This window comes from Marinococcus sp. LNHM5E3-2.1 (genome assembly GCF_056034365.1).
The window spans coordinates 292105-315484 of record NZ_JBQLIB010000001.1; the positions used below are offsets into that span (position 1 = coordinate 292105).

A 23380-nucleotide genomic window follows, 5' to 3' on the forward strand; every position below is an offset into this window, starting at 1 on the left:
AAATGAATTACTTTTCCTTTTGCTGTTTTTCTTTCCGCTGCTGAAGGAATAGAAATAAGCAGAAAGCAAGCATGCCCAGACTGAGGTTGGAAAGAATGAACCCAAGCGGTCCTTGATTAAAAATGCCGAGCGACAGCGCTCCGAAAAAAGCAATGTAAGTGATACCCAGAAGCGGAAGACTTCGCCCGGAGACTTTTTGCATCAAACGGGCAAGCTGGTATATGAGCGTATTTACAGCAAAACCAATTAGCAGTAAAATAAGTAAATCCATGCGACTATCTAAACCTTCCTTTGTGATGATGTCTTTTTCCGACTTACATGCTACCATACCTTAGGTTTGAAAGATATCCACAAATGCGAAAAGAAGGAACCCTGCAGTAAACTGCCTGGTGGCAGCATTAAAATATAGAGAGAACGGGACAAAGGTGGAGGGATGTTCATGCAGGCATATGCAGACTTTTGGATGGAATGGCAGACACGTATTGTGGAGCTGCCCTGGATTGATATAGGCGTAGCCGTTTTGATTGCACTTCTCGTGTTTGCTTTTCGGAAGCTTTTTACTAAATACATTTTCAGGTTCATTTTAAAGATGACTCACCAATCGAGATCACAGCTGTTCACGAATGTTTTAGTATCATTTGAACGGCCGATCCGGATGTTTTTTGCCGTGTTCGGCATATACTTAGCGCTGCTGTATCTGCCTATACCGTGGGATTCCATGACTATTATCAACCGCCTGTACGGTTCGATTTTAATCGTGCTCGTAGCATGGGGCACATATAAGCTTCTGAACACGTCTTCGATGCTCTTTAACCCGATGATTAAACGGCTCGAGGGCAAGGAAGATAATATGCTGGTGCCTTTTCTTTCCCGGGTGCTGCGGATTATTATCGTGGCGCTTGCATTCACCATTATTCTTTCATCCTGGGGCTTTAACATTAACGGCTTTGTGGCAGGTCTCGGCCTTGGCGGTCTGGCTTTTGCTCTCGCCGCCCAGGACATGGTGGCTAACTTTATCGGCGGCATAATTATTGTAGTGGAGCGCCCGTTTAAGCGGGGCGACTGGATTTATACGCCGACGGTGGAAGGAATCGTGGAAGATATTTCATTTCGGAGCACGAAGGTGCGTACCTTCGCTGACTCGATTGTCATCGTTCCAAACAATACACTTGCCCACGAAGCGATTACGAACTGGAGTGAAATGCGTAAGCGGGAAATAGATATGACGCTTGGCATTGAATACCAGACACCGAGGGAGCAGGTGCTGCAGCTGCGGGAGCGTCTTGAAGAGATGCTGAATAACCGTGATGACATTGATAAAGAACTAATTCTTGTGCAGTTTAAAGAATTTAACAGCTCCTCGCTCGACCTGTGGGTTTACTGCTTTACCAAAACGACCGCATTTTTGGAATGGGCGGAAATAAAAGAAGAACTGAATCTTGAAATCATTCGTATCCTTCAGGAGGAAGGCGTTCAGTTTGCCTATCCAACACAGTCTATTTATATTGAAAAAGCGCCTGAAGAAAATTATCACATCTCCGACAATAATTAAGCGGGCTTCACGGTTGGCAAATGAAACGTACATGTTATAATAAGAATGTTTGTCAGAAGGAATATGTACGAAAAAAAGGAGCCGATGCATTCGATGGAACGAGTGGAAACATTCGTGTTAACCCGTGGACTGAATGCCAGTCAAGTATTGTCATTTGTGCATGAACTGGAAACATTTAAAGCAGATGTGTTTTTTGAAAAGCGGAGAACTTCCGCAAATGGTAAAAGCGTACTCGGCATGATGTCTTTGTTTACAAGCATCAGACTTGGGGACAAGGTGGAACTCAAGGTACATGGAGAAGAAAAAGAAGCAGTTGCCAGGGTGGCAGCTGAATATCTTGGAGCAGCAGCAGAGCATCAGAACAGCAATGGCTACTGGGAAGACGAAGCAGCGGAGCATGTGGAACGGGCAATGGCCGGATGCATGGCCCACTGGAATCCCAATGTACGAAATATTGCACGCTCGTATTTGAAAACGACACGCAGCTAATAGGAAGACCCGGCGCCAGAAAAGGCGTCCGGGTCTTCAGCTGTATTAAGAGCCATTTTTCTAAGACCCGGGTAATGCTAAGCATATAACGTGCTAAAACGGGTAAAATAAAAAGGAACGAATCGTACATACTGGTTGTATAATACAAGCAGCAACGACGAATGAGAAGGAAGGACGAATGCTTTATGATCGACCGGCATACTGGAACGTTTTGGCGGGCCTCCATTGCCCTTGGGCTTGCCTCCCTGCTCATTTTTGCAAATATGTATTACCCCCAGCCACTGCTTCCATTGTTTACAGGAGAATTCAATGTAAGCGAAGCGACAGCGAGCTTTGTCATTTCATTGTCGCTGCTGATGCTTGGAGTAAGCTTCTTTTTTATCAGCGCGATATCCGATGCGAAAGGGAGGAGGAAAATCATCGTGTATGCGATGATCTGGGGAACGATAGCTACGCTCCTCATTCCGTTTGCCGGCTCCTTCTGGCTGCTTTTGCTGCTGCGAATGGTACAGGCAGTGGGGCTTGCCGGTATTCCCATTGCGGCTATGTCCTATATCGGGGAAGAATTCACGCCGAGGGCGATGACAGTAGCAATGGGGTTTTACGTAAGCGCGAACAGTCTTGGGGGGATGGGTGGAAGAGTAATGAGCGGCGTGCTTGCTGATTGGTTTGACTGGCGGACGGCATATTTTTTCATGGCCGGAGTAAGCGTATTGCTTGCCTTGCTGGTAATTTTTCTGCTTCCGGCTTCGAAAAACTTCAAGCCAAAGCCTCTGGAGTGGAGCGATACGTGGAAAAATGCGCTGTTTCACCTTAAAGATCCAGTCCAGCGGCTCGCTTATATCATCGGCGGATTGAATTTCTTCGTGTTTATCGGCACGTTTAACTTTATTACCTACCGCCTGGACGGGGACCCTTTTTTCGTCAGCACGGCGGTTCTGGGTCTGCTCTTTTTAACATACGGGGCGGGCACATTCAGCTCGAGCCTTGCCGGGGAATTGACGCAGCGCTTTAAACAGACAGACTGTATGCAGACCGGCATCCTCATTATGGCCGGCGGTCTGATGCTGTCGCTTGTACCTCAGCTGTGGGTGGTTATTGCATCGCTTGCAGTACTGAGTTTTGGCTTTTTCTTTGCGCATTCCACCTCAAGCTCATGGGTGACAAAAAACGCAAAAAAAGCCCGGGCGAGCGCCTCGGGACTTTATTTGACCTCTTATTATCTGGGCGGAAGTCTCAGCAGTATATATTTTGGACTTCTTTGGCCCATAGCTGGCTGGATCGGCGTCATTGCCGGCGGTCTGCTTCTGTTAATAGTTACACTTACAAGCGTGCGCCGTCTAATGCCGGTGGAGGCGGGCTAGGTTTTGGCAGGGAGAAGCACAATGCCGTCGCTGTCCGCATAAACGTAATCCCCGGGTGTCCAGGTGACGTCGGCAAAATCGACTAGGACGGAGCGTTCACCGCGTCCTTCCTTGACGGACTTCCGTGGGTTGGTGAAACGGGAAAACACCCGGACATTCATTTCGCGCAGTTCATCACTGTCGCGGATTGCGCCGTTTACGATAATACCTGCGAGTCCGCGTTTAACAGCAATTTCTGCCAGGTTGTCCCCGAGGAGAGCGCGCCGGGATGAACCGCCTCCGTCAACTACAAGGACGCTGCCAGCGGGGATGTCACCAAGCGCCTGCTCGACAAGAACGTTATCCTCAAATACCCGTACTGTTTCCACCGGACCTTCGAAGGAAAGTACCGGCCCGTGCGATAAAAACGGTTCATTGGCGACAAAAACCTCGTTTCCGTATTCGTCACAAATGTCAGCTGTTCTACCCATATGTATGCCTCCTTTTATTATTTTCATTGTAAGGCTTTCCCAGAAGAAAGAAAATAGCAGAAGAACAGAAAAAAGATGCCACTATCATTTTGCTTTCAAAGGGCGATATGATAATCTAGGAAAGAGAAATTTGAAGGAGGATGTAAAACATGAATCAAATGGACGCAAACGAAATTATCCAGTTCATTTCAGATAGTAAAAAATCCACTCCGGTTAAAGTACATATTACCGGCGAATTGGACGCTATCGGATTTGGAAATGAAACGAAGCGGTTTATTACAGGAAACACCGGCGTATTGTTCGGTGAATGGGAAGATATTAAAGAGGGAATCGAAGCGAATGCGGACAAAATTGAAGATTTTGTCGTAGAAAATGATCGTAGAAACAGTGCGATCCCGATGCTTGACCTGAAAGACATCGAAGCACGAATTGAGCCGGGTGCGATCATCCGCGACCAGGTGGAAATTGGTAAAGGTGCCGTCATCATGATGGGTGCAAGCATTAACATCGGCTCCGTTGTTGGAGAAGGCACGATGATTGATATGAACGTTGTAATGGGTGGACGTGCCACCGTGGGCAACAACTGCCACATCGGTGCAGGATCAGTCCTTGCCGGCGTCATTGAGCCGCCATCCGCACAGCCGGTCGTTGTCGAAGACGGCGTTGTGGTTGGCGCCAATTGCGTGATCCTTGAAGGGGTCACTGTCGGTGAAGGGGCAGTCGTAGCTGCGGGCGCCGTAGTAACAGAAGACGTGCCGCCAAATACGGTCGTTGCCGGTACTCCTGCACGCGTCATCAAAGAAATTGATGAGCAGACAAAAGGAAAAACAGAAATTAAACAGGAACTGCGCCGCTTAAAATAACAACGCAACAACGTAACGGTGAAAGGCTGCCTTTTGGGACGGGTTCCAAAAGGGGCCTTTCTTTTTCATTTACGCGAAAGGGGCAAACAGCATGAACTGGCTTGAAAAAGACCAGCACTATATAATGTCTACGTACCAGCGTCTTCCGATTGTAGTGGAAAAAGGGGAAGGCAATTACTTATACGACAACGAACAAAACAAATATCTCGATTTATTTACCGGCCTGGCCGTTAATATTGTCGGTCATTCGCACCCCTATTTGCTCGATAAGCTGAAGGAACAGGCAGACCAGTTTCTGCATATTTCCAACATGTTTATTAACAAACCGGCGGTCCGCCTGGCGGAACGGCTGATTGAGCTCAGTATCCCGGGGAAGGTATTCTTTGCAAATTCCGGAGCGGAAGCCACTGAAGCAGCAGTCAAGCTTGTGCATAAATGGGGCAGCAGCCAGGAAACGCCGAAAAAAGGAATCGCTGTGCTCGAAAAAAGCTTCCACGGACGGACGCTGGGTGTTATTCAGCTGACGCGCCAGCCCGGAATTTATCAGGATTTTCCTGCAGCAGACTACCCTGTATATGAAGTGGAAGCAGAAAACCTGGAGGCACTTGAAGAAGTGCTTAAGACGAAGCAGCCGGCCGCATTTTTATTCGAGCCGATATTAGGATCAGGCGGTATTCAGCCGGTTTCCCCTTCTTTTATGGAAGAAGCGAAAGCCCTCTGCGAAAAATACAACGTGCTGTTTATCGTAGATGAAATTCAGACCGGAATTGGACGCACAGGCACGTTTTTCGCCTACGAACGGGCAAATATCAAGCCGGACGTTATTTTATTTGCCAAAGGCATCGGCGGCGGTCTGCCGCTTGGAGGAATGATTGCAGGAGAGCATGTGCAGGAAGTATTTCACCCGGGCGATCATGGCACGACCTTCGGACCTTCACCGCTCAGCGCCGCGATGGGAAATGCGGTGCTCGACGTCCTGTATGATCAAAAGGAATTGGAGAAGGGGCGTGAACGGGCTGAATACCTGTGGTCCCGTCTCGAAGACTGGAAAAAAGAAAGCGAAGGATTTGTGCAGGAAATCCGGGGGCTCGGCATGATGATTGGTGTAGTGCTGGATGCCGATGCTTCATTCGTCAAAACACTGCAGGAGAGGCTGCTTGCGAAAGGGTTTATGTTTAATATTACACAGCAGCGTATTATCCGCCTTCTGCCGCCGCTGACCCTTGAGCGAGCTGAAGTGGATACCTTTATTGAAACCCTTGCAGAAGAAATGAACGCCCTGAAAGAAAGGAGCGTGCAGTAATGACTTCTACTGACTTAACGAAATTTCGCCGCGATCTGCACCGCATTCCGGAGCCGGGGTTTCAAGAAGTTAAAACGCAGCAGTATCTGCTTGATGTGATTCGAGCTCTGCCGCAGGAACACCTGTCATATAAAACATGGGAAACAGGTATTCTTGTTCGCATTGAAGGCTCTGACCCGGAAAAAACAGTTGGCTACCGGACGGATATGGACGGCCTGCCAGTTCAGGAGCAGTCAGGTCTGGAGTTTCCATCCGAGCACGAAGGGATGATGCACGCCTGTGGACACGACATGCACATGGCAATTGCGCTTGGCATACTGCAGAACCTTGCGGAGCAACGCCCGGTTCAAAACGTGGTGATGCTTTTTCAGCCGGCAGAAGAAGGACCGGGGGGAGCAGAGCCGATGCTCCGCTCCGGCGAATTCAAGGCCTGGAAGCCGGATGAAATCTATGCCCTGCATATAGCTCCAGAACACCCGGTTGGCACGATTGCGACAAAGCCGGGGGTGCTGTTTGCCAACACCTCCGAATTGTTTATCAATCTTCACGGTAAAGGCGGACACGCGGCACGTCCCCACCAGACAGAAGACATGGTAGTGGCAGCGAGCCACTTTGTGACTCAGCTTCAGTCAATTGTGGCAAGAAACATTGATCCACTCGATTCGGCCGTTGTAACCATCGGTACGATTGAGGCAGGAACCAAGCAGAATATTATTGCAGACTCCGCCCGGGTGGAAGGGACGATCCGCACCTTTTCGATGGACAACATGAAGCTGATTAAAGAAAGAATAATCGGAATGCTAAAAGGAATTGAAGCTTCCTTTCATTGTGAAACAGAGGTGGACTGGGGAGCGAACTACTGCCAGGTGTATAACGATGAAACAAAAACAGCGGATCTGGCTTCGTTTGCCGAGAGTCACGGCCGGGTCAACTATGTGGATAGCCGGGAAGCAATGACGGGAGAAGACTTTGGCTATTTTCTACGAGACATTCCAGGGACGATGGTCTGGCTCGGAGTGGACACGCCGTATGGGCTGCACGATAACCGGATCAGCCCATCCGAAAAAGCGATAGACACAGCGGTGGAATTTTTCACTGATTTTCTGCAGAGTCGGTAAGAAAACGATAAAAGACGGCAGGGGCTTTCAAAGCCCCTGCCGTCTCTTTTTGTGCTTTATGCTTCTTTGCTGACGTTCACCTGGTGCGGGTAAGGAATTTCGATATTATGGGCATCAAGATCTTCTTTGCAGGCCTTCAGCAGCTCCCGCTGCATGGCCCATTGCATCATGTTCTCTGTTTTGGCAATAATACGGATCGTAACCTCCGAAGCGCCAAGGGCGTTTACTCCTACAACGTCAGGGCCTTCCTTAAAAATGCCCTGTTCCTCAGCTACGCGGTTGCAGGCTCCCTGAATGACAGCAATCGCTTTATCCACATTCTCTTCATAAGCGATGCCGATATCGACAATGGCCTGCATGTTCCCGCGAGAATAATTGCTGACAACGCTGATTTCCCGGTTTGGTACGAAGTGCAGCGTACCGTCAAAGCTACGCACCTGAGTCGTGCGCAGGCCAACCTCCTCGACGATTCCGTCTATTCCGGCGATCGCAATGTAGTCTTCGACGTCAATCTGCTTTTCAAGCAGAATAAAAAAGCCGGTAACGACGTCGCTGACAAGGCCCTGGGCCCCGAAACCAATCGCAAGCCCGACGATCCCGGCGCTGGCGATCAGAGGAGCGATATCAAGCTCAAACAAACCTAAAGTAATAGTAATTACGATAAATAATAAAATGTAAGTAAAGATGCTTATAGCAAGCTTCGAAAGGGTTTTAACCCTGCCCGGGTGCATATTCCGCTGCTTTTCCATGCGGTTAAAGGCGCGATGGATGATTTTGCTTCCGATGGCCCGTACTATAATATAGCCGATGAGCACACCAATTAGCTGCACCATTAAAATAATGGCAGCTGTCCAGAAAACTCCTTCATTAAACGATTCCATATTCAACTTATACCACTCCCCAGCCTGTAGTTTCCATTTTAACCTGACTAGTATAACATAACCGGTTGTGCCAAAAAATATGCAATAGTAATGAATCAAACTGCCATAAAAACAGGAGCGGAGCGTTTCGTTGACTTTGAAATTGGCGGTCCATATAATGAAGGATAGAATGCAGGATCGTAATTATTAAAGGAGTGGAATGCATGAGTGAAAAGCGTATGGTAGCAAAGCAGGCTCCGCGCTTCGAGATGAATGCCGTCATGCCGGACACCTCGTTTGGCACGATCAGCCTTGAACAAATAATGAAGGAAGATAAATGGACGGTGCTCTTTTTCTATCCGATGGATTTCACCCACATCTGTCCGACAGAAATTACAACAATGAGCGACCATTATGAAGAGTTCGAAGAACTTGATACAGAAATTATCGGCGTCTCGACGGATACCATCCACTCGCATAAAGCATGGATCAATATGACGCGGGAAGAGAACGGGCTCAAGCAGCTGAAGTTTCCGCTTGCAGCTGATACAAACCACCGGGTGAGCCGGGAGTACGGCGTGTTAATTGAAGAAGAGGGAGTGGCGCTGCGCGGTTTGTATATTATTAATCCGGACGGGGAACTGCAGTATTCGATGATACATCACAACGACGTCGGGCGCGATGTAGATGAGGTGCTTCGAGTACTCCAGGCTTTGCAGATGGGCGGAATGTGTCCAGCAAACTGGAAGCCGGGACAGGATACGATGAATACCTGAGCTTCCAGGGCCAGGACTGAAGGGGTCCGCCAGAAAAGCTGAAGGACTTGAGAAGAATAGGGGAGAACGGAATGAAGAAACAGTTTGCAGTCATTGGACTCGGGCGGTTCGGTGGAAGCATATGCAACGCTTTAGCCGACGAAGGAATGGACGTGCTTGCTATTGATTCCAATGAACACCGGGTCAATGAATTTGCCCAGGTCGTCGCCCAAGCTGTCATTGCGGACGGCATGGATGAAAAGGCGCTGCGCGGCCTTGGGATCCGTAACTTTGATAATGTCATTGTAGCGATCGGTGACAATATTCAGGCAAGCATTATGACGACTATTGTGCTGGATGAAATTGGCGTCAAGCATATTACGGTAAAAGCACAAAATGACTATCATGAAAAAGTACTGCGGCGCATCGGTGCCCATGAGGTTATCCACCCGGAACGAGATATTGGAGTAAGAGTGGCGCACAGCATCGTATCTAAAAGCGTGCTCGACTACCTGGAGCTTTCCGAGGATTACAGTATCGTAGAACTGGAAGCCGGCCAGCTGCTTGACGGGAAATCTCTTCTCGACTTAGATATACGTGAGACGTATGGATGTAATGTCCTTGCTATTAAACGCGGGGAGGACGTCCACGTCTCTCCGCGCCCGGAGGTGGATATCAGCGAGGGAGATATTTTGATTATTGTAGGTGCGGATGGAGACATTGCGAGACTCGAATCCCGGTGGATAGATGATAACTGAAAAATGGTGAAAGCTCTTCCGTATGATTCATGCGGAAGGGTTTTTTAGTTTTTCAGATTGCAAAAAGGGTAAATAAGGATGTTGGCTGCATATATTATTACAGGAGGTGAATTAGTTGCTGCTGTATGCGTCATTACTCGTAACACTGTTAGCCATCGGACTGATTGTTTATATATTTGATGTTAAAAGCAATTATTTCCCAGTGCCGATGGTGCTTTTGATTATTGGCCTCGGCCTCTCCTTCATTCCCGTTTTCAACAGGCTTGGTTTGAATCATGATATTATTTTTGATCTGCTGCTTCCGGCAATATTATTTGTATCTGCCTACAGTTTTCCGATACGTTCATTAAAGAAAAACATCTGGCCGATTGCGACGCTCGGGACACTTGGGCTAATGGCTACCGTTTTTTTAATGGCAGTGCTTATATATCTTGCAGGTGCTCCTGCTGTCGGTCTATCGTTCGTAGCGGCATTTTTAATTGCTTCTATACTGACACCGACCGATCCGGTATCCGTGACGGCCATCCTTGAAAATGTGTTCGGTGATTCGGATATTCCGAAAGTAGTGGAAGGGGAATCGATGATCAATGACGGCACAAGCGTCGTATTGTTCGGGATTGCTTCATCCATGTTTTTGTATAATGAATCCTTTTCTATTCTTTCGTTTCTAGGTGAATTTCTGCTCGTTTCGCTTGGCGGTGTAGCCGTCGGGGCGGCGGGAGGATGGCTTGTTACAAAAGCCGTACACGTTATACATAATCACGTGTACCAGGTGATGCTCAGTATAATTCTTGCCTACGGAGGGTTTTATATTGCTGAAGGCCTTGGAGCTTCCGGTGTTTTAGCAACAGTGTCCGCAGGTATCATGCTTTCCCGGGCCTTCCAGAGATCAGAAAAGGAGGAGGAGCTTCACTCCTATTTGGACGGCTTTTGGAAAGTGGTGGAGCCGGCCATATTGTCCCTGCTCTTTTTATTGATTGGCATCCAGTCAGCGGACTATCTTGCGTTCGGGCACTGGCTGCTTGCGATTGGAGTATTTATTATATCGTTAATCGTCCGTTTCATTGTATTGGGAGGTTTTCTGAAATTATCCCCCCATATCAAAGAGCGGTTTCAGTGGTCCTCCGTATTTATGATGACCTGGTCGGGGCTGAAGGGAACCGTTTCTGTGGCCCTGCTGCTGAGCATTGAAACGCAGTCGGGCAGCAGTGCGGACCTCGTCATTTCTCTGACGTTTGCAGCTATTCTGCTGTCGCTTGTGATTCAAAGTCTTGGGATCTATCCACTGGCACAGAAATTTTCTTCCTGAGAGTGTCCGGCTATGCCAGGTGATATGAAAACTAATATGTATAAGAAAAAACACGTCCCGATGAATACACCGGGCGTGTTTTTTGGTTTTCGGTTAAGCTTTACTCCAGTCAGCATTCATTTCCACTCCGGCTGCGTGCAGAGTAGTAAACACCGGACAGCGGGCATCAACCTTCTCCTGAAGCTCCTGAACACGTTCATCGCTTTCAGATGTCCGGACCTTCGCTTTTACCGAAACAGTCTGAAAATACGGGCGTACATCAGGATTGCCCATCATGCCTTCTGAATCAATGTTGCCATGTACCTGAAACGAAATACCCTGCAGATCAAAATCCATTTCTCTGGCCACGAAGTTGGCTACTGCGTTTTCGCAGCCTGCCAGGGAGGAGAGAAGAGCAGATAAAGGGTCCATGCCCTGATTGCTTCCGCCAAGATTTTCCGGCTCATCGATCGTAATTTCATGATTGCCTGCAGAGAGGTCAGTCTGAAAGTTTTTGGCATCTCCTTCTACGTTAAATTCCATATTAGCCATAGTTATTCACTCCTTTGGGTAGAACTACCGTACTATACCCATGCCCCTATTAAGATAAACAAGAATGGCAGCCAATCCTCAAGTTGCGTTTTTTCAGCTATCCTTTAGGGAATGGGATAAAAAGCAAACTGTAAAGGAGAAATCAATTATGGCAAAGTACAGTAGAATTATCGCCCAGGCAGGGTGCCACATTCATCACGCAGAGCCTGCACAGGTATATGAAGCCTGGACCAATCCTGAGCTGATGAAAATGTGGATGTTTCCTTCAGGTGGAGAAAAAGAAGCAGAAGCGGAGGCTGATGTAACAGAAGGGGGAGCATGGAGCGTCGTGAACGAAGGCCAGGAGGAAGCGTACCGGGCCTACGGAAAGTATCTGGAAATAGATCCGCCGGAACGAATCAAAAAAACGCTCGTCCGTAAAGAGACAGGCGGGCAGGACGAAAAAATCACAGTGGAAATTAACTCAATTTTAAACGGAAGCCAGCTGATTGTAACCCAGGACGTAGTTTTTCTTCACCATGAACAGCTGGAGGGAAAAGTAGTCGAAGAGCATTTAAGAGAACAAAGGCTCCGAACGGAAAAATATTGGCATGAAATGTTTTCCTTACTATCGAAACAACTTACACCTTCGTAAGCATATGATATTATAAAAGACGGGACAATATTTCCCCTACAGACTTAACGACGTATAGGATGATGAGGAAAATGCAGAAAAAGATCGTATTTACCGGCGGTGGCTCCGCCGGTCACGTTACGCCGAATATTGCTGTGATTAATGAGCTCGATCAAAGCGATTGGGACATTTATTATGTCGGCTCAAAAGAAGGTATTGAAAAAGAGCTGATTGAGCGTAAAGGCATACGGTACCACTCTATCAGTTCGGGGAAACTGCGCCGTTACATAGACTGGCAGAATATTACTGATATTTTTCGTGTGGTAAAAGGCTGCCTTGAAGCCCGTAAGTATTTAAAAAAAGTTAAACCGAATGTGGTATTCTCCAAGGGCGGCTTTGTCACTGTGCCGGTAATTATCGCAGCCAAAACATTGAATATTCCCGTTATTATTCATGAAAGTGACATTACGCCGGGACTTGCCAATAGAATCGCCCAGCGGTTTGCGACAAAAATATTCACATCGTTCGATGAAGCGACAGCTCATTTTCCTTCCGGAAAAGCAAAAGCTCTCGGTTCACCGGTGCGAAAAGAAATCACACGTGGAGACAAAAGAAAAGGGCTCGAGTTCCTTCAATTCGAAGAAGCCCAGCCGGTACTTACCGTTATGGGGGGGAGCCTCGGCGCAAAAAAAATTAATGAAACGGTGCGTGCGGCGCTTCCGTGGCTCACGGATAAATATCAGGTAGTCCACCTTTGTGGTAAAGGCCATACAGACGATAGTCTGGAAGGTCAGCCCAACTACCGTCAGTTCGAATACGTTAATGAAGAACTGCCGGATGTGCTGGCTGCCACAAACACAATCATTACCCGGGGCGGTTCCAATTCTATTTTTGAATTTCTGACGCTGCATCTGCCAATGCTGATTGTGCCGTTAACACGTGCTCAAAGCAGGGGTGACCAGATCCTGAATGCTGAGTCATTTAAGGAAAAAGGATATGCAGCTGTCCTGGAAGAAGAACAGCTGAATGAAGAAACGCTGCGCGAAGCTCTGCAGAATATTGAAGACAGCCGGGACGATACGATCGCCCAGATGAAAACATATATGGCTGAAAACCCATTGGATCTCATTATTAAAGAGCTGTATGCCTATCACTAATCAAAGCCTTCCCGGCACTTGTGGCCGGGGAGGCTTTGAATTTTAAAAGGAAGTTGCATTACTCAGCAAGTAGGCCGGCAATTAAATCAATCTGCTCGTTAATGGAAATAGGGTCATACGGATAATACGTGTCGTAATCAAGAAAATAAAACAGGTCGTTCTGTACAGCATCGAGGTTTGCCCAGACATCGGAATTCTGGATTTTTTCCTTGCTTTCACCAGTCTCCTCAGGGTCGTAGGTAGTCATAAACATATGATCGGCCGAGTACTCCTCAAGCACCTCCATTGAAATCTCCTGCGCATTTTCGCCCATAACCTCCTCCTGAATTTTCTCGGGAGCGTTCAAATCAAGAGCATTATAGATAGCCTGGCCGCCCCGGCCGCCATTCGCCCCAAAAACATAAAGGTCGTTATTATTGGCCAGTTCATATAACCCGAAAGTATCATCCTCTTCTATTGTACCCTCTAGACGTTTTTTGGCCTCCACTGCGGTTTCCTCAATGGTGTCTTTAAAATCTTCAGCTTCTGCCTGATTATTGGTTAGTCCCCCGAATGTATCAAGCGTTTCCTGAACATTTGTATCCGGGTTGTATGGAATATGAACCGTAGGCGCAATCTGCGACAGTTGTTCGTAATTGTCATCATACATCACAACAATTAAATCAGGATCGAGCTCGAGTACTTCTTCAGGATCAATTGGATTCCCAACATTTTTTGCTTCGCTCAAGTGTTCTTCAAGAAAAGGATTGGAAAATGCATCCGGTCCGGAACCGGATACGTCTGCATCAACCGCAAGCAGCTCGCCGGCATAGTAATCTGTCACAATCGTTTCTGGGTCGGTGGGGATGGAGAAGTCGCCTTTTTCTGTTTCATAAGCTCTGGTTTGCTCACTGCTGTCTGCATTATCTGTAAAAGAACTGGTTCCTTCCCCGCTGCTGCAGGAAGCGAGCAGCACCGTGCCAGCTGTAACAACAGCAAATCGTCCAGGAATCGTATGTAAGCGCATCAAAATCCTCCCTGTTTAAATGATAATGATTTTCAATATCACTATTGTAACGAAAAGAAAAAGAAAAATCTACATAAAAAAGCCCCCGCAATATATGCGGAGGCAGAAGCGAAGTGGTTTACACTTCCATAATAATAGGGAGAATCATTGGGCGCCGCTTCGTACGCTCGTATAGATAAGGTGCCAGACTGTCTATAATCTCTGATTTAATCTCAGACCACTGACTGGTTTTACGTTTCATCACTTCATCAAGATGCCTGCTTAATGTTTTCTGGGCATCGTTAATCAAATCCCCGGATTCACGCATATAAACGAAGCCGCGTGAAATTAAGTCTGGACCTGCTGAAACCTTAAAGTTTTTCATATCGATACTTACGACCACTACGACGAGTCCTTCTTCGGATAAAATGCGGCGGTCCCGGAGCACAATGTTGCCAATGTCACCGATACCGTGACCGTCGACATAAACAGCACCGGAAGGCACCTTGCCTACGACAGAAGCACTGTCCCGGGTCAGGGCGAGCACTTCACCGTTTTCCATAATGAAGGAATTTTCGAGAGGTACGCCGCAGTCCCTGGCAAGTCTCGAATGCATTTTCAGCATCCGGTATTCGCCGTGAATCGGCATGAAATATTTCGGGCGCATTAAGCGCAGCATAAGCATTTGTTCCTGCTGGCTTCCGTGACCGGAAGTATGAATGTTGTTCAGTGAGCCGTGGATGACACGCGCTCCTGCACGGTAGAGCTGGTTAATAATTTTATGCACGGATGTCGTATTTCCTGGAATAGGAGAACTTGAGAATACGACAGTGTCTCCGGGAATAATCTGAATCTGACGGTGGGTTCCGTGGGCTACACGGGAAAGAGCTGCCATTGGTTCGCCCTGGCTCCCGGTACATAAAATGGCTGCCTGATCGTCCGGCAGTTTATTTAGCTGGGAAGGCTCCACGAACGTTCCTTTTGGTGCATTAATATATCCGAGCTCCTGGCCAATCGTGATGGATGATTCCATACTGCGGCCGAATACAGCGATTTTGCGTCCGTCCTTTACAGCTGCATCCACGGCCTTTTGAAGACGGTATATATTAGAAGCAAATGTTGCAAAAATGATTCTTCCTTTGGCCTGGCGGAAGATGGAACGGATGTTGTCCCCGACTTTTCGCTCGGATACAGTGAACCCTGGAACCTCCGCATTCGTGCTGTCCGAGAGCAGGCACAGCACGCCTTTTTCGCCGATGTCAGCCATTTTGGCTAAATTGGCCGGCTCTCCTACAGGGGTGAAGTCAAATTTGAAATCTCCGGTATGGACAACATTCCCTTCAGGAGTGTGGACATTGATACCGAGAGAATCAGGAATACTATGGGTGGTCCGGAAAAAATCCACTTTTAAATGATTAAAAGCAACAGGCTGGTCTTCCTGAACAGTATTTAATTTTGCTTTGCGTAAAAGCCCGCGTTCTTCGAGCTTTCCTTTTAACAGACCAATGGCCAATGGGCCGCCGTAAATAGGGACATTTAATTCTTTCAGCAGAAATGGGACGCCGCCGATATGGTCTTCGTGCCCGTGGGTGATAAAGACGCCTTTAATTTTTTCTTTGTTCCGCACCAGGTATGTGTAATCGGGAATGACGTAGTCGATTCCAAGCAGGTCATCTTCTGGGAACATGATACCGGCATCGATCACGATAATTTCATCCTGGTATTGAACCACGTACGTGTTTTTGCCGATTTCGCCTAACCCGCCCAGGGCAAAAACAGCAACTTGGTTTTGGTTTATTTGTTTCATACGTTATAAATTCTCCACTTGAAAGTCTTCAGATCTTTGTTCGAACTCAAGTTGCTTATCAGTAAGCCCCTGAACGAATTCAATGTTAAATTGTTTGTCGGCGAGTTTGCGGCGGACTTCCCGCTCAGATTCTGCTTCTACATATAGTGAATGAGTGTTTTCCCGTACAGGGGCTTCTGTGAAATTATTCTGGTAAAAAACTTTGTAAATCATCGTAAATATCTCTCCTTCTTGAAATGTAAATGCGGCGTTTATAGCTGCTTTAGAAAAAAATGGTTTTTTGGCATAAACTAGTACTGTAAATAGAAAAAAAGCAAAATAATGCAGGAAGGACAGGAAGTAATCGTTGCAACAGCCTGGCTGTTTAATCAAAAATGACTTCATATCCAGAGCGGTTCTACTCAGCTTCCGGCCAAAGAACTCAAGCTGAACAGCACCACAGTGTACGTACCAACCATTAATAATTCATATTATAAAGCATGAAACTGTTTTTTTCATCCTTTTAATCACTTCTGTCCAAAAATCATCCGGGTGCAGAGTAAGAAAAAGACAAAATAAAGTAACTATACGGGTACTAAAGAACCATGATAGTATAGAAAGGGAATAAATTATCTATAAATGCATAAAGTTTCTTTTATAGAAATTATTACCAAATAAAAACGGAGAGAGAAAACTTTACAGGAAAAAACTGATGAGATGAAAAAAGCATTCTCCCGAAGGAAAACGCTTCTTTAGCAGGCTATAGCTTTGGCAGTTCCCGTTTGTACTCGTCCTCGTAATCTTCAATCCGGTCGTAAAACATAACCCCGTTCAGGTGATCAATCTCGTGCTGGGCAACAATAGCCGGCAGTCCCCGGAGACGCAGCTTCACTTCTTCGTTTTCAAGAGTCTGGGCCTTTAATGTGATACGCGAATATCTTGGAACGTTTCCAGGCACTTCCCGGTCTACTGAAAGGCATCCTTCTCCGCCCTCTAAATGAGTGGTTTCTACAGAATGGCTCAGAATTTTTGGGTTGATGAAGCCGTAGCTGTACAGCTCATCTTTGTCGTCGGTCACATGCATGGCAAACATTCTTTTATTAATGCCAAGCTGGGGTGCTGCTACACCGACGCCGGAACGGAGCTCATATTTTTCAGCGGTTTCCTCGTCTTGGCTGTTTTTTAAGAAATCCAGCATTTCCTGCAGGGTATTCAGATCTTCAGGAGAAGGAGGAACCGGGACTTCTTCAGATACTTTGCGGAGCGCAGGGCTTCCCTCACGCTTAATATCTTTCATTGTTAACATGAATCAACTGCCTCCAATCAAGCTTACATATGATAGTCGTTAATAACAGTGTATTAGTATAGCAAAAAAATTTCAGCTAAAACAGCTCTAAAGTGTGAAATAGCCGTAAAAATATAAATATACAGGAGGAATACATATGTACAAAATGAACAAAAAATTGACAGGAGCAGCAGTCGTTACATTATCGGCTTTAGTATTATCGGCATGCGGGTCTCCAGAGGGAAGCATCCAGAATCACTGGAGTGAAGCAGCTGGAGCTGAAGAGGATTTTTCCAGTAAAGATGAAGAATTGACCGAACTGGCCCAGGAAGAACAAAATGTATTCGAAAATTTAACTTCCTATGAAAATGATGAAAAGAAAAAAATTGAATCATCTGTAGAAGAAGCTGTAGGATCAGTGAATGAACGTAAAGAATTAATGGAAGAAGAACAGGAAGAAATTAATCAGGCGTATGAGGAAGCAATGAACGCAGACGAACCGATTGAAAATCTGGAAAATGAACAAATGACTGAAAAAGCTAATCAGGCCCAGAAGGCGATGGAAAAGAGAAACGAAGCATTTAACGAAGTACACGATGCTTATATGGAAGCAGCGGATAAAGAAATTGATATGTATGAATCGTTTAATGATAAAAATCTAGAGCTTGAAGCGCTCGAGGAGCAGCTTGATACTATTAACAGTTCATATAAAGAAGTGGAGAACCACAGGGAAACATTTAATACAGAAACAAAAGCATTCAATGAAGCTAAAAATGCATTCGGGGATATGACGGAGGAAGAGAGTTAATTCAGTTTTATAACAAGGCGGCGGGGCCAGGCGTTGAATGGAGAAAAAGGGCTGAACTGTTTATATAAGCGTAGGCCGATGATATATAACAGATTTGCTTATTTACAAATAATAGAAGGAGTCAAATGGCAGGATAATCCTTTGAACAAAAAGGATTGACGTATCTTTTTCGTTTGGTATATTCTAACTATTGAAAAGTATTGTTTCATTGAAATGATATAATAAACTGAAACAGTTACTTATTTGTTCTTTGTTAAAATTATCCTTGATTACATTAAGCTTGTGAAGGGTATTAAAAGATGATGTGGTCTTAAATCCGCACGCGGAAAATACTCTAGCAGCAGATTGTGAAATTCGGGCGATAATTGAAGAACAGATAAAACACAACTACTGGATACAGCCGGTGTATTTTAAGAAGAGAGGAAGAGGTGAACATTTGTGGCGACAAAAACGATTGAACAAGTCGAAAGTCACTTTGAAATGTTTCAAATTTTAAATGAAAACGGAGAGGTAGTTAACAAGGACGCAATGCCTGACCTTTCCGATGAGCAGCTTCAGGAAATCATGCACCGCATGGTCTATACGCGCATCTGGGACCAGCGCGCCATTTCCCTGAACCGTCAGGGACGGCTCGGCTTCTACGCGCCAGTAGCAGGACAGGAAGCTTCCATGATCGGCTCCCACTATGCACTGGAAAAAGAAGACTGGATTCTTCCGGGCTACCGGGATGTACCACAGGTAGTATGGCACGGCCTTCCATTATATCAGGCGTTCCTTTATTCCCGCGGCCATTTCCATGGCGGTCAGATTCCGGAAGGCGTAAACATTCTCCCCCCTCAAATTATTATCGGGGCTCAGATTGTACAGGCAGCAGGCGTCGCGCTTGGTTTAAAGCGCCGTCATCAGGATAATGTTGCTATTACTTATACTGGGGACGGCGGCGCTTCCCAGGGCGACTTCTACGAAGGTATGAACTTCGCAGGTGCCTATGAAGCTCCGGCTATCTTTGTTGTGCAGAACAACCAGTTTGCCATCAGCGTGCCGGTAGAAGAACAGTCCGCAGCTAAAACGATTGCTCAAAAAGCGGTAGCTGCTGGGATTCACGGCGTGCAGGTTGACGGCATGGACATCCTTGCCATGTACTCTGTCACGGAAACAGCCCGTAAGAATGCCTTAAACGGAGAACCTACCCTGATTGAGTCCGTGTGTTACCGTTACGGCCCGCATACAATGGCTGGTGACGATCCGACCCGTTACCGCACAGAAGAACTCGATAACGAATGGGAAAAGAAAGACCCGCTTATTCGTTTCCGGAAGTTTCTTGAGGATAAAGACCTTTGGAATGAAGATAAAGAAAACGAAGTGGTAGATCAGGCGAAAGCCGATATTAAAGAAGCGATTAAACAGGCGGACGATACACCGAAACAAAAAGCCTCCGATTTAATCGAAATTATGTATGAAAAGCTTCCGCAAAACCTGCAGGAACAGCTCGAAGAATACAGAGAGAAGGAGTCGAAGTAAGCCATGGCGCAAATGACGATGATTCAAGCAATTACAGATGCAATGCGTACGGAACTGAAAAATGACGAGAACGTCCTCGTCTATGGGGAAGACGTAGGCCAGAACGGCGGTGTATTCCGTGCTACGGAAGGCCTGCAGGATGAGTTTGGTGAAGAGCGTGTATTTGATACTCCGCTCGCAGAATCTGGTATCGGGGGCTTAACGCTCGGTTTGGCTGTTACTGGCTTCCGTCCGGTAATGGAAATCCAGTTTTTCGGCTTTGTATTTGAAACAATGGACGAAGTTGTCGGCCAGATCGCACGTCTGCGCTACCGCACAGGCGGTAAATACGGTGCGCCGGTAACTATCCGTACACCTTACGGCGGCGGAGTGAAGACTCCGGAGCTGCACGCTGACAGCCTGGAAGGCCTGATTGCACAATCCCCGGGTATCTCAGTTGTTATTCCATCGACTCCTTACGATGCAAAAGGCCTGCTGATTTCTGCTATCCGCAGCAATGACCCGGTCTTTTATCTCGAGCACATGAAGCTGTACCGTTCTTTCCGGGAAGAAGTGCCGGAAGAGGAATACACAGTGGAAATCGGCAAAGCGGATGTGAAGCGTGAAGGAAAAGACGTTACTCTGATTGCTTACGGCGCTATGGTGCACACATGCCTGAAAGCAGCTGATCAGCTTGCAGAGGAAGGATACGAAGCAGAAGTAATCGACCTGCGTACTGTAAGCCCGATTGACATGGACACCATTGTTGAATCCGTGAAAAAGACTAATCGTGCTGTTATGGTGCAGGAAGCACAAAGACAGGCAGGTGTCGGCTCCAACGTTATGGCTGACCTTAATGAGCGCGCAATTCTGCACCTTGAGGCACCGGTACTTCGTGTAGCAGCTCCTGACACTGTTTTCCCATTTGCAGCGGCTGAAGACGTATGGCTGCCAAATGAAAATGACGTGATCGAAAAGGCGAAAGCAGTACTCAACTTCTAAATTTGTAAATGACTGCAACAGGTTGATGGCTGAAATCAACCTGTTTGCTACGCGTAATATCGAATGTAAACTAAAGGAGGCATTTGTTTTGGCTTATGAATTTAAACTTCCCGATATTGGTGAGGGAATTCACGAAGGCGAGATCGTTTCATGGCAGGTTAAGCCCGGCGATGAAATCAAAGAAGACGACGTACTCTGCGAAGTACAAAACGATAAAGCAGTTGTGGAAATTCCTTCCCCTGTAGACGGAAAAGTTTTAGAGCTTAAAGTGGATGAAGGAACAACAACCACCGTCGGTGAAGTGATTCTCACTATCGATGATGGCAGCGGAGAGGAGTCCTCTTCAGATGATTCCGCGGAAGATGCTTCCGGCGATGAAAGTTCCGAAGGTAAATCAGAAAGAGACGAGCAGGAGCAGAATGATGCTCAGCCGGCTTCCACAGAAGCAGAAAAAGAAAGTCCGACACCAGCAGGCGGCGAGAGTGCCAGTACGTCAGGAGAAGCAGATGTAGATGAAAACGCACGCGTTATCGCCATGCCGTCTGTGCGCAAATATGCGCGTGAAAATGACGTAACGATTCAAAAAGTCAAAGGAACAGGCAAAAACGGCCGTATTCTCCGTGAAGATATCGATGCATTCCTGAGCGGCGATCAGTCAGCTGAAGAAGAAACAACAGAAGCTGCTTCCGGCGCTGAAGAAAGCAAAACAGCAGCGAGCGCAGCAGCACCTTCCCAGGATCAGGGCGCTATGGAAGAACGCGTGCCGCTTAAAGGTATCCGTAAAGCTATCGCTCAAAAAATGGTACAATCAAAACAGACGGCTCCACACGTTACTCATATGGACGAAGTGGACGTCAGTGCGCTGGTTGACCACCGTAAAAAATTCAAGCCGATGGCAGCAGAGCAGGATATCAAGCTTACGTACCTGCCGTACGTAGTAAAAGCTCTGACTTCCGCAATCCGTAAGTTCCCTGTATTGAACGCTTCTATCGATGATGAAGCTTCTGAAATCGTGTATAAGCATTACTTCAATATCGGTATTGCAGCTGATACAGAGCAGGGACTTGTCGTACCGGTTGTGAAGGACACAGATCGCAAGCCAATCTTTACACTGGCTGACGAAATCAACGAACTTGCTACAAAAGCAAGAGACGGAAAGCTTTCCTCGGCTGAAATGAGCGGAGGCTCTGCTACGATTTCGAACCTTGGATCTGCAAAAGGTGCTTTCTTTACTCCGGTTATTAATCATCCGGAAGTAGCGATTCTTGGTATTGGCCGTATTGAAGAAAAAGCGGTAGTGCGCGACGGTGAAATTGTTGCTGCGCCAATGCTTGCTCTTTCATTAAGCTATGACCACCGCCTAATCGATGGCATGACAGCACAGCACGCATTGAATCACATCAAACGCTTGTTAAATGAACCAGAACTAATCTCAATGGAGGGATAATTCATGGTAGTAGGAGATTTTGCAGAAGAAATTGACACGCTAGTTGTAGGTGCCGGTCCGGGTGGCTATGTCGCGGCCATCCGTGCGGCCCAGCTTGGACAAAAGGTAACTATCGTAGAAAAAGGAAATCTGGGCGGAGTCTGCTTGAACGTAGGCTGCGTACCGTCCAAAGCATTAATCCAGGCGGGCCACCGTTTTCACGAAGCCAATGAAGGCGCGGAAAACATGGGTATTACCTCTAAAGGTGCCGATGTGGATTTCACAAAGGTACAGGAGTGGAAAGGCAGCGTCGTTGAAAAGCTTACTGGCGGCGTTGAATCCCTTCTAAAAGCAAACAAGGTAAATATCGTAAAAGGGGAAGCTTACTTCTCCGACAAGGATCAGGTAAAAGTTTCCACGGATGAATACAGTTCCCAAACGTATAAATTTAATAACTGCATCATTGCTACGGGGTCCCGTCCGGTGGAACTCAAGCCGCTTCCGTTCGGAAAACGTGTACTTGATTCTACTGGCGGCTTAAATCTTGAAGAAATTCCGAAAAGCATGATTGTGGTCGGCGGCGGCTATATCGGTATCGAGATGGCTGGAGCGTATGCAAACCTTGGTACAGAGGTGACGGTGCTTGAAGGCGAGAATCGTATTCTTTCCCAGGGCTTTGAAAAGCAGATGACTCAGCCGGTGCAGAAGAAATTAAAAGCACAGGGCGTTGATATTCAAACAGAAGCATTTGCCCAGGGCGTTGAGGAATCAGAGGACAGCGTAACTCTTACAGCTGAAGTAAAAGGCGAAGAAAAAACGTTTGAAGCAGAATATGTATTGGTTGCTGTAGGACGCCGTCCAAATACAGAAGAACTGGGACTTGAGCAAATCGGCGTGGAAATCGGCGAACGTGGTCTTATCCAGGTGGACGAGCAGTCCCGTACCAGTGTAGATAACATCTACGCAATTGGTGACATCGTACCTGGCCTGCCGCTTGCTCATAAAGCTTCCTACGAAGCGAAAGTAGCTGCAGAAGCTATTGCCGGAGAAGCAGCAGCAGTCGATTATCTCGGTATGCCGATGGTTGTCTTCTCGGATCCGGAGCTTGCAAGCGTTGGATACACTGAAGAAGACGCGAAGGAAGCAGGCTTTGACGTAAAATCCGCGAAGTTTCCGTTCCAGGCAAACGGACGGGCATTGTCTCTGGACGTCTCTGAAGGCTTCATGAAGCTCATTACGCGCAAGGATGATGGATTAGTCATCGGGGCACAAATCGTTGGTCCTAACGCTTCTGACATGATTGCAGAAGCAGGCCTGGCAATTGAAGCAGGTATGACGGCAGAAGATGTGGCGATGACCGTTCATGCTCACCCAACGTTAGGTGAGATTACGATGGAAACGGCAGAAGCAGCACTTGGCATGCCAATTCACATTACGTAATAAAAT

The 23380-nt window shown here is 46.9% G+C and carries 24 protein-coding genes; 16 read left to right on the top strand and 8 right to left on the bottom strand.

Annotated features, from left to right (window positions below; genetic code table 11):
- Nucleotides 1-7 precede the first annotated feature (7 nt).
- Nucleotides 8-271 (bottom strand): hypothetical protein, encoded by a 264-nt coding sequence (locus ACTRXH_RS01615; protein WP_474262604.1) that lies wholly within the window; start codon nucleotides 269-271, stop codon nucleotides 8-10.
- A gap of 168 nt (nucleotides 272-439) precedes the next feature.
- On the opposite strand from ACTRXH_RS01615, the gene ACTRXH_RS01620 reads away from it, so the two are divergent.
- The 3 genes from ACTRXH_RS01620 (at nucleotide 440) to ACTRXH_RS01630 (ending at nucleotide 3405) form a co-directional block, all read left to right on the top strand.
- Nucleotides 440-1552 carry a mechanosensitive ion channel family protein gene (locus ACTRXH_RS01620; RefSeq protein WP_474277163.1) on the top strand — a complete coding sequence of 371 codons (1113 nt, stop codon included), beginning with the start codon at nucleotides 440-442 and terminating at the stop codon, nucleotides 1550-1552.
- A 63-nt stretch (nucleotides 1553-1615) separates the two neighbouring features.
- Nucleotides 1616-2041, top strand: a complete 426-nt coding sequence (locus ACTRXH_RS01625; protein ID WP_474262600.1) for an HPr family phosphocarrier protein — start codon at nucleotides 1616-1618, stop codon at nucleotides 2039-2041.
- Between the two features lie 185 nt (nucleotides 2042-2226).
- Complete coding sequence (locus tag ACTRXH_RS01630) at nucleotides 2227-3405, top strand: MFS transporter (RefSeq protein WP_474280290.1); 1179 nt, start codon at nucleotides 2227-2229, stop codon at nucleotides 3403-3405.
- Here ACTRXH_RS01630 and rraA read toward each other — a convergent pair.
- Entirely contained in the window at nucleotides 3402-3875 is a 474-nt protein-coding gene (rraA, locus tag ACTRXH_RS01635) for a ribonuclease E activity regulator RraA (RefSeq protein ID WP_474280292.1), read from the bottom strand. The genes ACTRXH_RS01630 and rraA overlap by 4 nt on opposite strands.
- A 149-nt stretch (nucleotides 3876-4024) precedes the next feature.
- Here rraA and dapD point away from each other — a divergent pair, with 149 nt between their 5' ends.
- The 3 genes from dapD to ACTRXH_RS01650 all read left to right on the top strand — a co-directional run bounded on the left by dapD (nucleotide 4025) and on the right by ACTRXH_RS01650 (nucleotide 7159).
- Nucleotides 4025-4738 carry a 2,3,4,5-tetrahydropyridine-2,6-dicarboxylate N-acetyltransferase gene (dapD, locus tag ACTRXH_RS01640; protein WP_298784071.1) on the top strand — a complete coding sequence of 238 codons (714 nt, stop codon included), beginning with the start codon at nucleotides 4025-4027 and terminating at the stop codon, nucleotides 4736-4738.
- A gap of 91 nt (nucleotides 4739-4829) precedes the next feature.
- Entirely contained in the window at nucleotides 4830-6041 is a 1212-nt protein-coding gene (locus ACTRXH_RS01645; RefSeq protein WP_474280295.1) for an aspartate aminotransferase family protein, read from the top strand.
- Entirely contained in the window at nucleotides 6041-7159 is a 1119-nt protein-coding gene (locus ACTRXH_RS01650; protein ID WP_474280297.1) for an N-acetyldiaminopimelate deacetylase, read from the top strand. Before ACTRXH_RS01645 ends, ACTRXH_RS01650 begins: the two co-directional genes overlap by 1 nt.
- A 56-nt stretch (nucleotides 7160-7215) precedes the next feature.
- Here ACTRXH_RS01650 and ACTRXH_RS01655 read toward each other — a convergent pair whose 3' ends face one another.
- Complete coding sequence (locus tag ACTRXH_RS01655; RefSeq protein WP_474280741.1) at nucleotides 7216-8040, bottom strand: mechanosensitive ion channel family protein; 825 nt, start codon at nucleotides 8038-8040, stop codon at nucleotides 7216-7218.
- A 203-nt stretch (nucleotides 8041-8243) separates the two neighbouring features.
- Here ACTRXH_RS01655 and ACTRXH_RS01660 point away from each other — a divergent pair, with 203 nt between their 5' ends.
- The 3 genes from ACTRXH_RS01660 (at nucleotide 8244) to ACTRXH_RS01670 (ending at nucleotide 10841) form a co-directional block, all read left to right on the top strand.
- Nucleotides 8244-8795: a peroxiredoxin gene (locus ACTRXH_RS01660; protein WP_474280299.1), complete on the top strand. Its 552-nt coding sequence runs from the start codon at nucleotides 8244-8246 to the stop codon at nucleotides 8793-8795.
- Between the two features lie 71 nt (nucleotides 8796-8866).
- Nucleotides 8867-9532 (top strand): potassium channel family protein, encoded by a 666-nt coding sequence (locus ACTRXH_RS01665; protein WP_474264272.1) that lies wholly within the window; start codon nucleotides 8867-8869, stop codon nucleotides 9530-9532.
- Nucleotides 9533-9647: 115 nt separating this feature from the next.
- Nucleotides 9648-10841 carry a cation:proton antiporter gene (locus tag ACTRXH_RS01670; RefSeq protein WP_474280301.1) on the top strand — a complete coding sequence of 398 codons (1194 nt, stop codon included), beginning with the start codon at nucleotides 9648-9650 and terminating at the stop codon, nucleotides 10839-10841.
- Nucleotides 10842-10934: 93 nt separating this feature from the next.
- On the opposite strand, the gene ACTRXH_RS01675 is transcribed toward ACTRXH_RS01670, so the two are convergent.
- Nucleotides 10935-11372 (bottom strand): OsmC family protein, encoded by a 438-nt coding sequence (locus ACTRXH_RS01675; protein WP_474263871.1) that lies wholly within the window; start codon nucleotides 11370-11372, stop codon nucleotides 10935-10937.
- A gap of 148 nt (nucleotides 11373-11520) precedes the next feature.
- On the opposite strand from ACTRXH_RS01675, the gene ACTRXH_RS01680 reads away from it, so the two are divergent.
- Together ACTRXH_RS01680 and ACTRXH_RS01685 are read left to right on the top strand one after the other, a co-directional pair.
- A complete protein-coding gene (locus ACTRXH_RS01680; protein ID WP_474263869.1) occupies nucleotides 11521-12006 on the top strand; it encodes an SRPBCC family protein in 486 nt (161 codons plus the stop codon).
- 71 nt (nucleotides 12007-12077) lie between these two features.
- Nucleotides 12078-13142: an undecaprenyldiphospho-muramoylpentapeptide beta-N-acetylglucosaminyltransferase gene (locus tag ACTRXH_RS01685; protein WP_474280303.1), complete on the top strand. Its 1065-nt coding sequence runs from the start codon at nucleotides 12078-12080 to the stop codon at nucleotides 13140-13142.
- Between the two features lie 58 nt (nucleotides 13143-13200).
- Here the strand turns inward: ACTRXH_RS01685 and ACTRXH_RS01690 are convergent, their stop codons facing one another.
- From ACTRXH_RS01690 to def, 4 genes are all read right to left on the bottom strand, one after another.
- Nucleotides 13201-14148, bottom strand: coding sequence for an ABC transporter substrate-binding protein (locus ACTRXH_RS01690; RefSeq protein WP_474280305.1), 948 nt, complete (start codon nucleotides 14146-14148; stop codon nucleotides 13201-13203).
- Nucleotides 14149-14266: 118 nt separating this feature from the next.
- Nucleotides 14267-15934, bottom strand: coding sequence for a ribonuclease J1 (gene rnjA / locus ACTRXH_RS01695; protein ID WP_474263863.1), 1668 nt, complete (start codon nucleotides 15932-15934; stop codon nucleotides 14267-14269).
- 3 nt (nucleotides 15935-15937) lie between these two features.
- Nucleotides 15938-16147 (bottom strand): DNA-dependent RNA polymerase subunit epsilon, encoded by a 210-nt coding sequence (locus ACTRXH_RS01700; protein WP_474263861.1) that lies wholly within the window; start codon nucleotides 16145-16147, stop codon nucleotides 15938-15940.
- A 526-nt stretch (nucleotides 16148-16673) separates the two neighbouring features.
- Nucleotides 16674-17219, bottom strand: coding sequence for a peptide deformylase (gene def, locus ACTRXH_RS01705; protein WP_474277183.1), 546 nt, complete (start codon nucleotides 17217-17219; stop codon nucleotides 16674-16676).
- A gap of 136 nt (nucleotides 17220-17355) precedes the next feature.
- On the opposite strand from def, the gene ACTRXH_RS01710 reads away from it, so the two are divergent.
- The 5 genes from ACTRXH_RS01710 (at nucleotide 17356) to lpdA (ending at nucleotide 23374) form a co-directional block, all read left to right on the top strand.
- Nucleotides 17356-18006 (top strand): YkyA family protein, encoded by a 651-nt coding sequence (locus ACTRXH_RS01710; RefSeq protein WP_474280307.1) that lies wholly within the window; start codon nucleotides 17356-17358, stop codon nucleotides 18004-18006.
- Nucleotides 18007-18486: 480 nt separating this feature from the next.
- Entirely contained in the window at nucleotides 18487-19527 is a 1041-nt protein-coding gene (gene pdhA, locus ACTRXH_RS01715; RefSeq protein ID WP_474263879.1) for a pyruvate dehydrogenase (acetyl-transferring) E1 component subunit alpha, read from the top strand.
- Between the two features lie 3 nt (nucleotides 19528-19530).
- A complete protein-coding gene (locus tag ACTRXH_RS01720) occupies nucleotides 19531-20508 on the top strand; it encodes an alpha-ketoacid dehydrogenase subunit beta (RefSeq protein WP_474263855.1) in 978 nt (325 codons plus the stop codon).
- An 88-nt stretch (nucleotides 20509-20596) separates the two neighbouring features.
- Nucleotides 20597-21955 (top strand): dihydrolipoamide acetyltransferase family protein, encoded by a 1359-nt coding sequence (locus ACTRXH_RS01725; RefSeq protein ID WP_474263853.1) that lies wholly within the window; start codon nucleotides 20597-20599, stop codon nucleotides 21953-21955.
- Between the two features lie 3 nt (nucleotides 21956-21958).
- Nucleotides 21959-23374, top strand: a complete 1416-nt coding sequence (gene lpdA / locus ACTRXH_RS01730; RefSeq protein WP_474277187.1) for a dihydrolipoyl dehydrogenase — start codon at nucleotides 21959-21961, stop codon at nucleotides 23372-23374.
- Nucleotides 23375-23380: the final 6 nt, after the last annotated feature.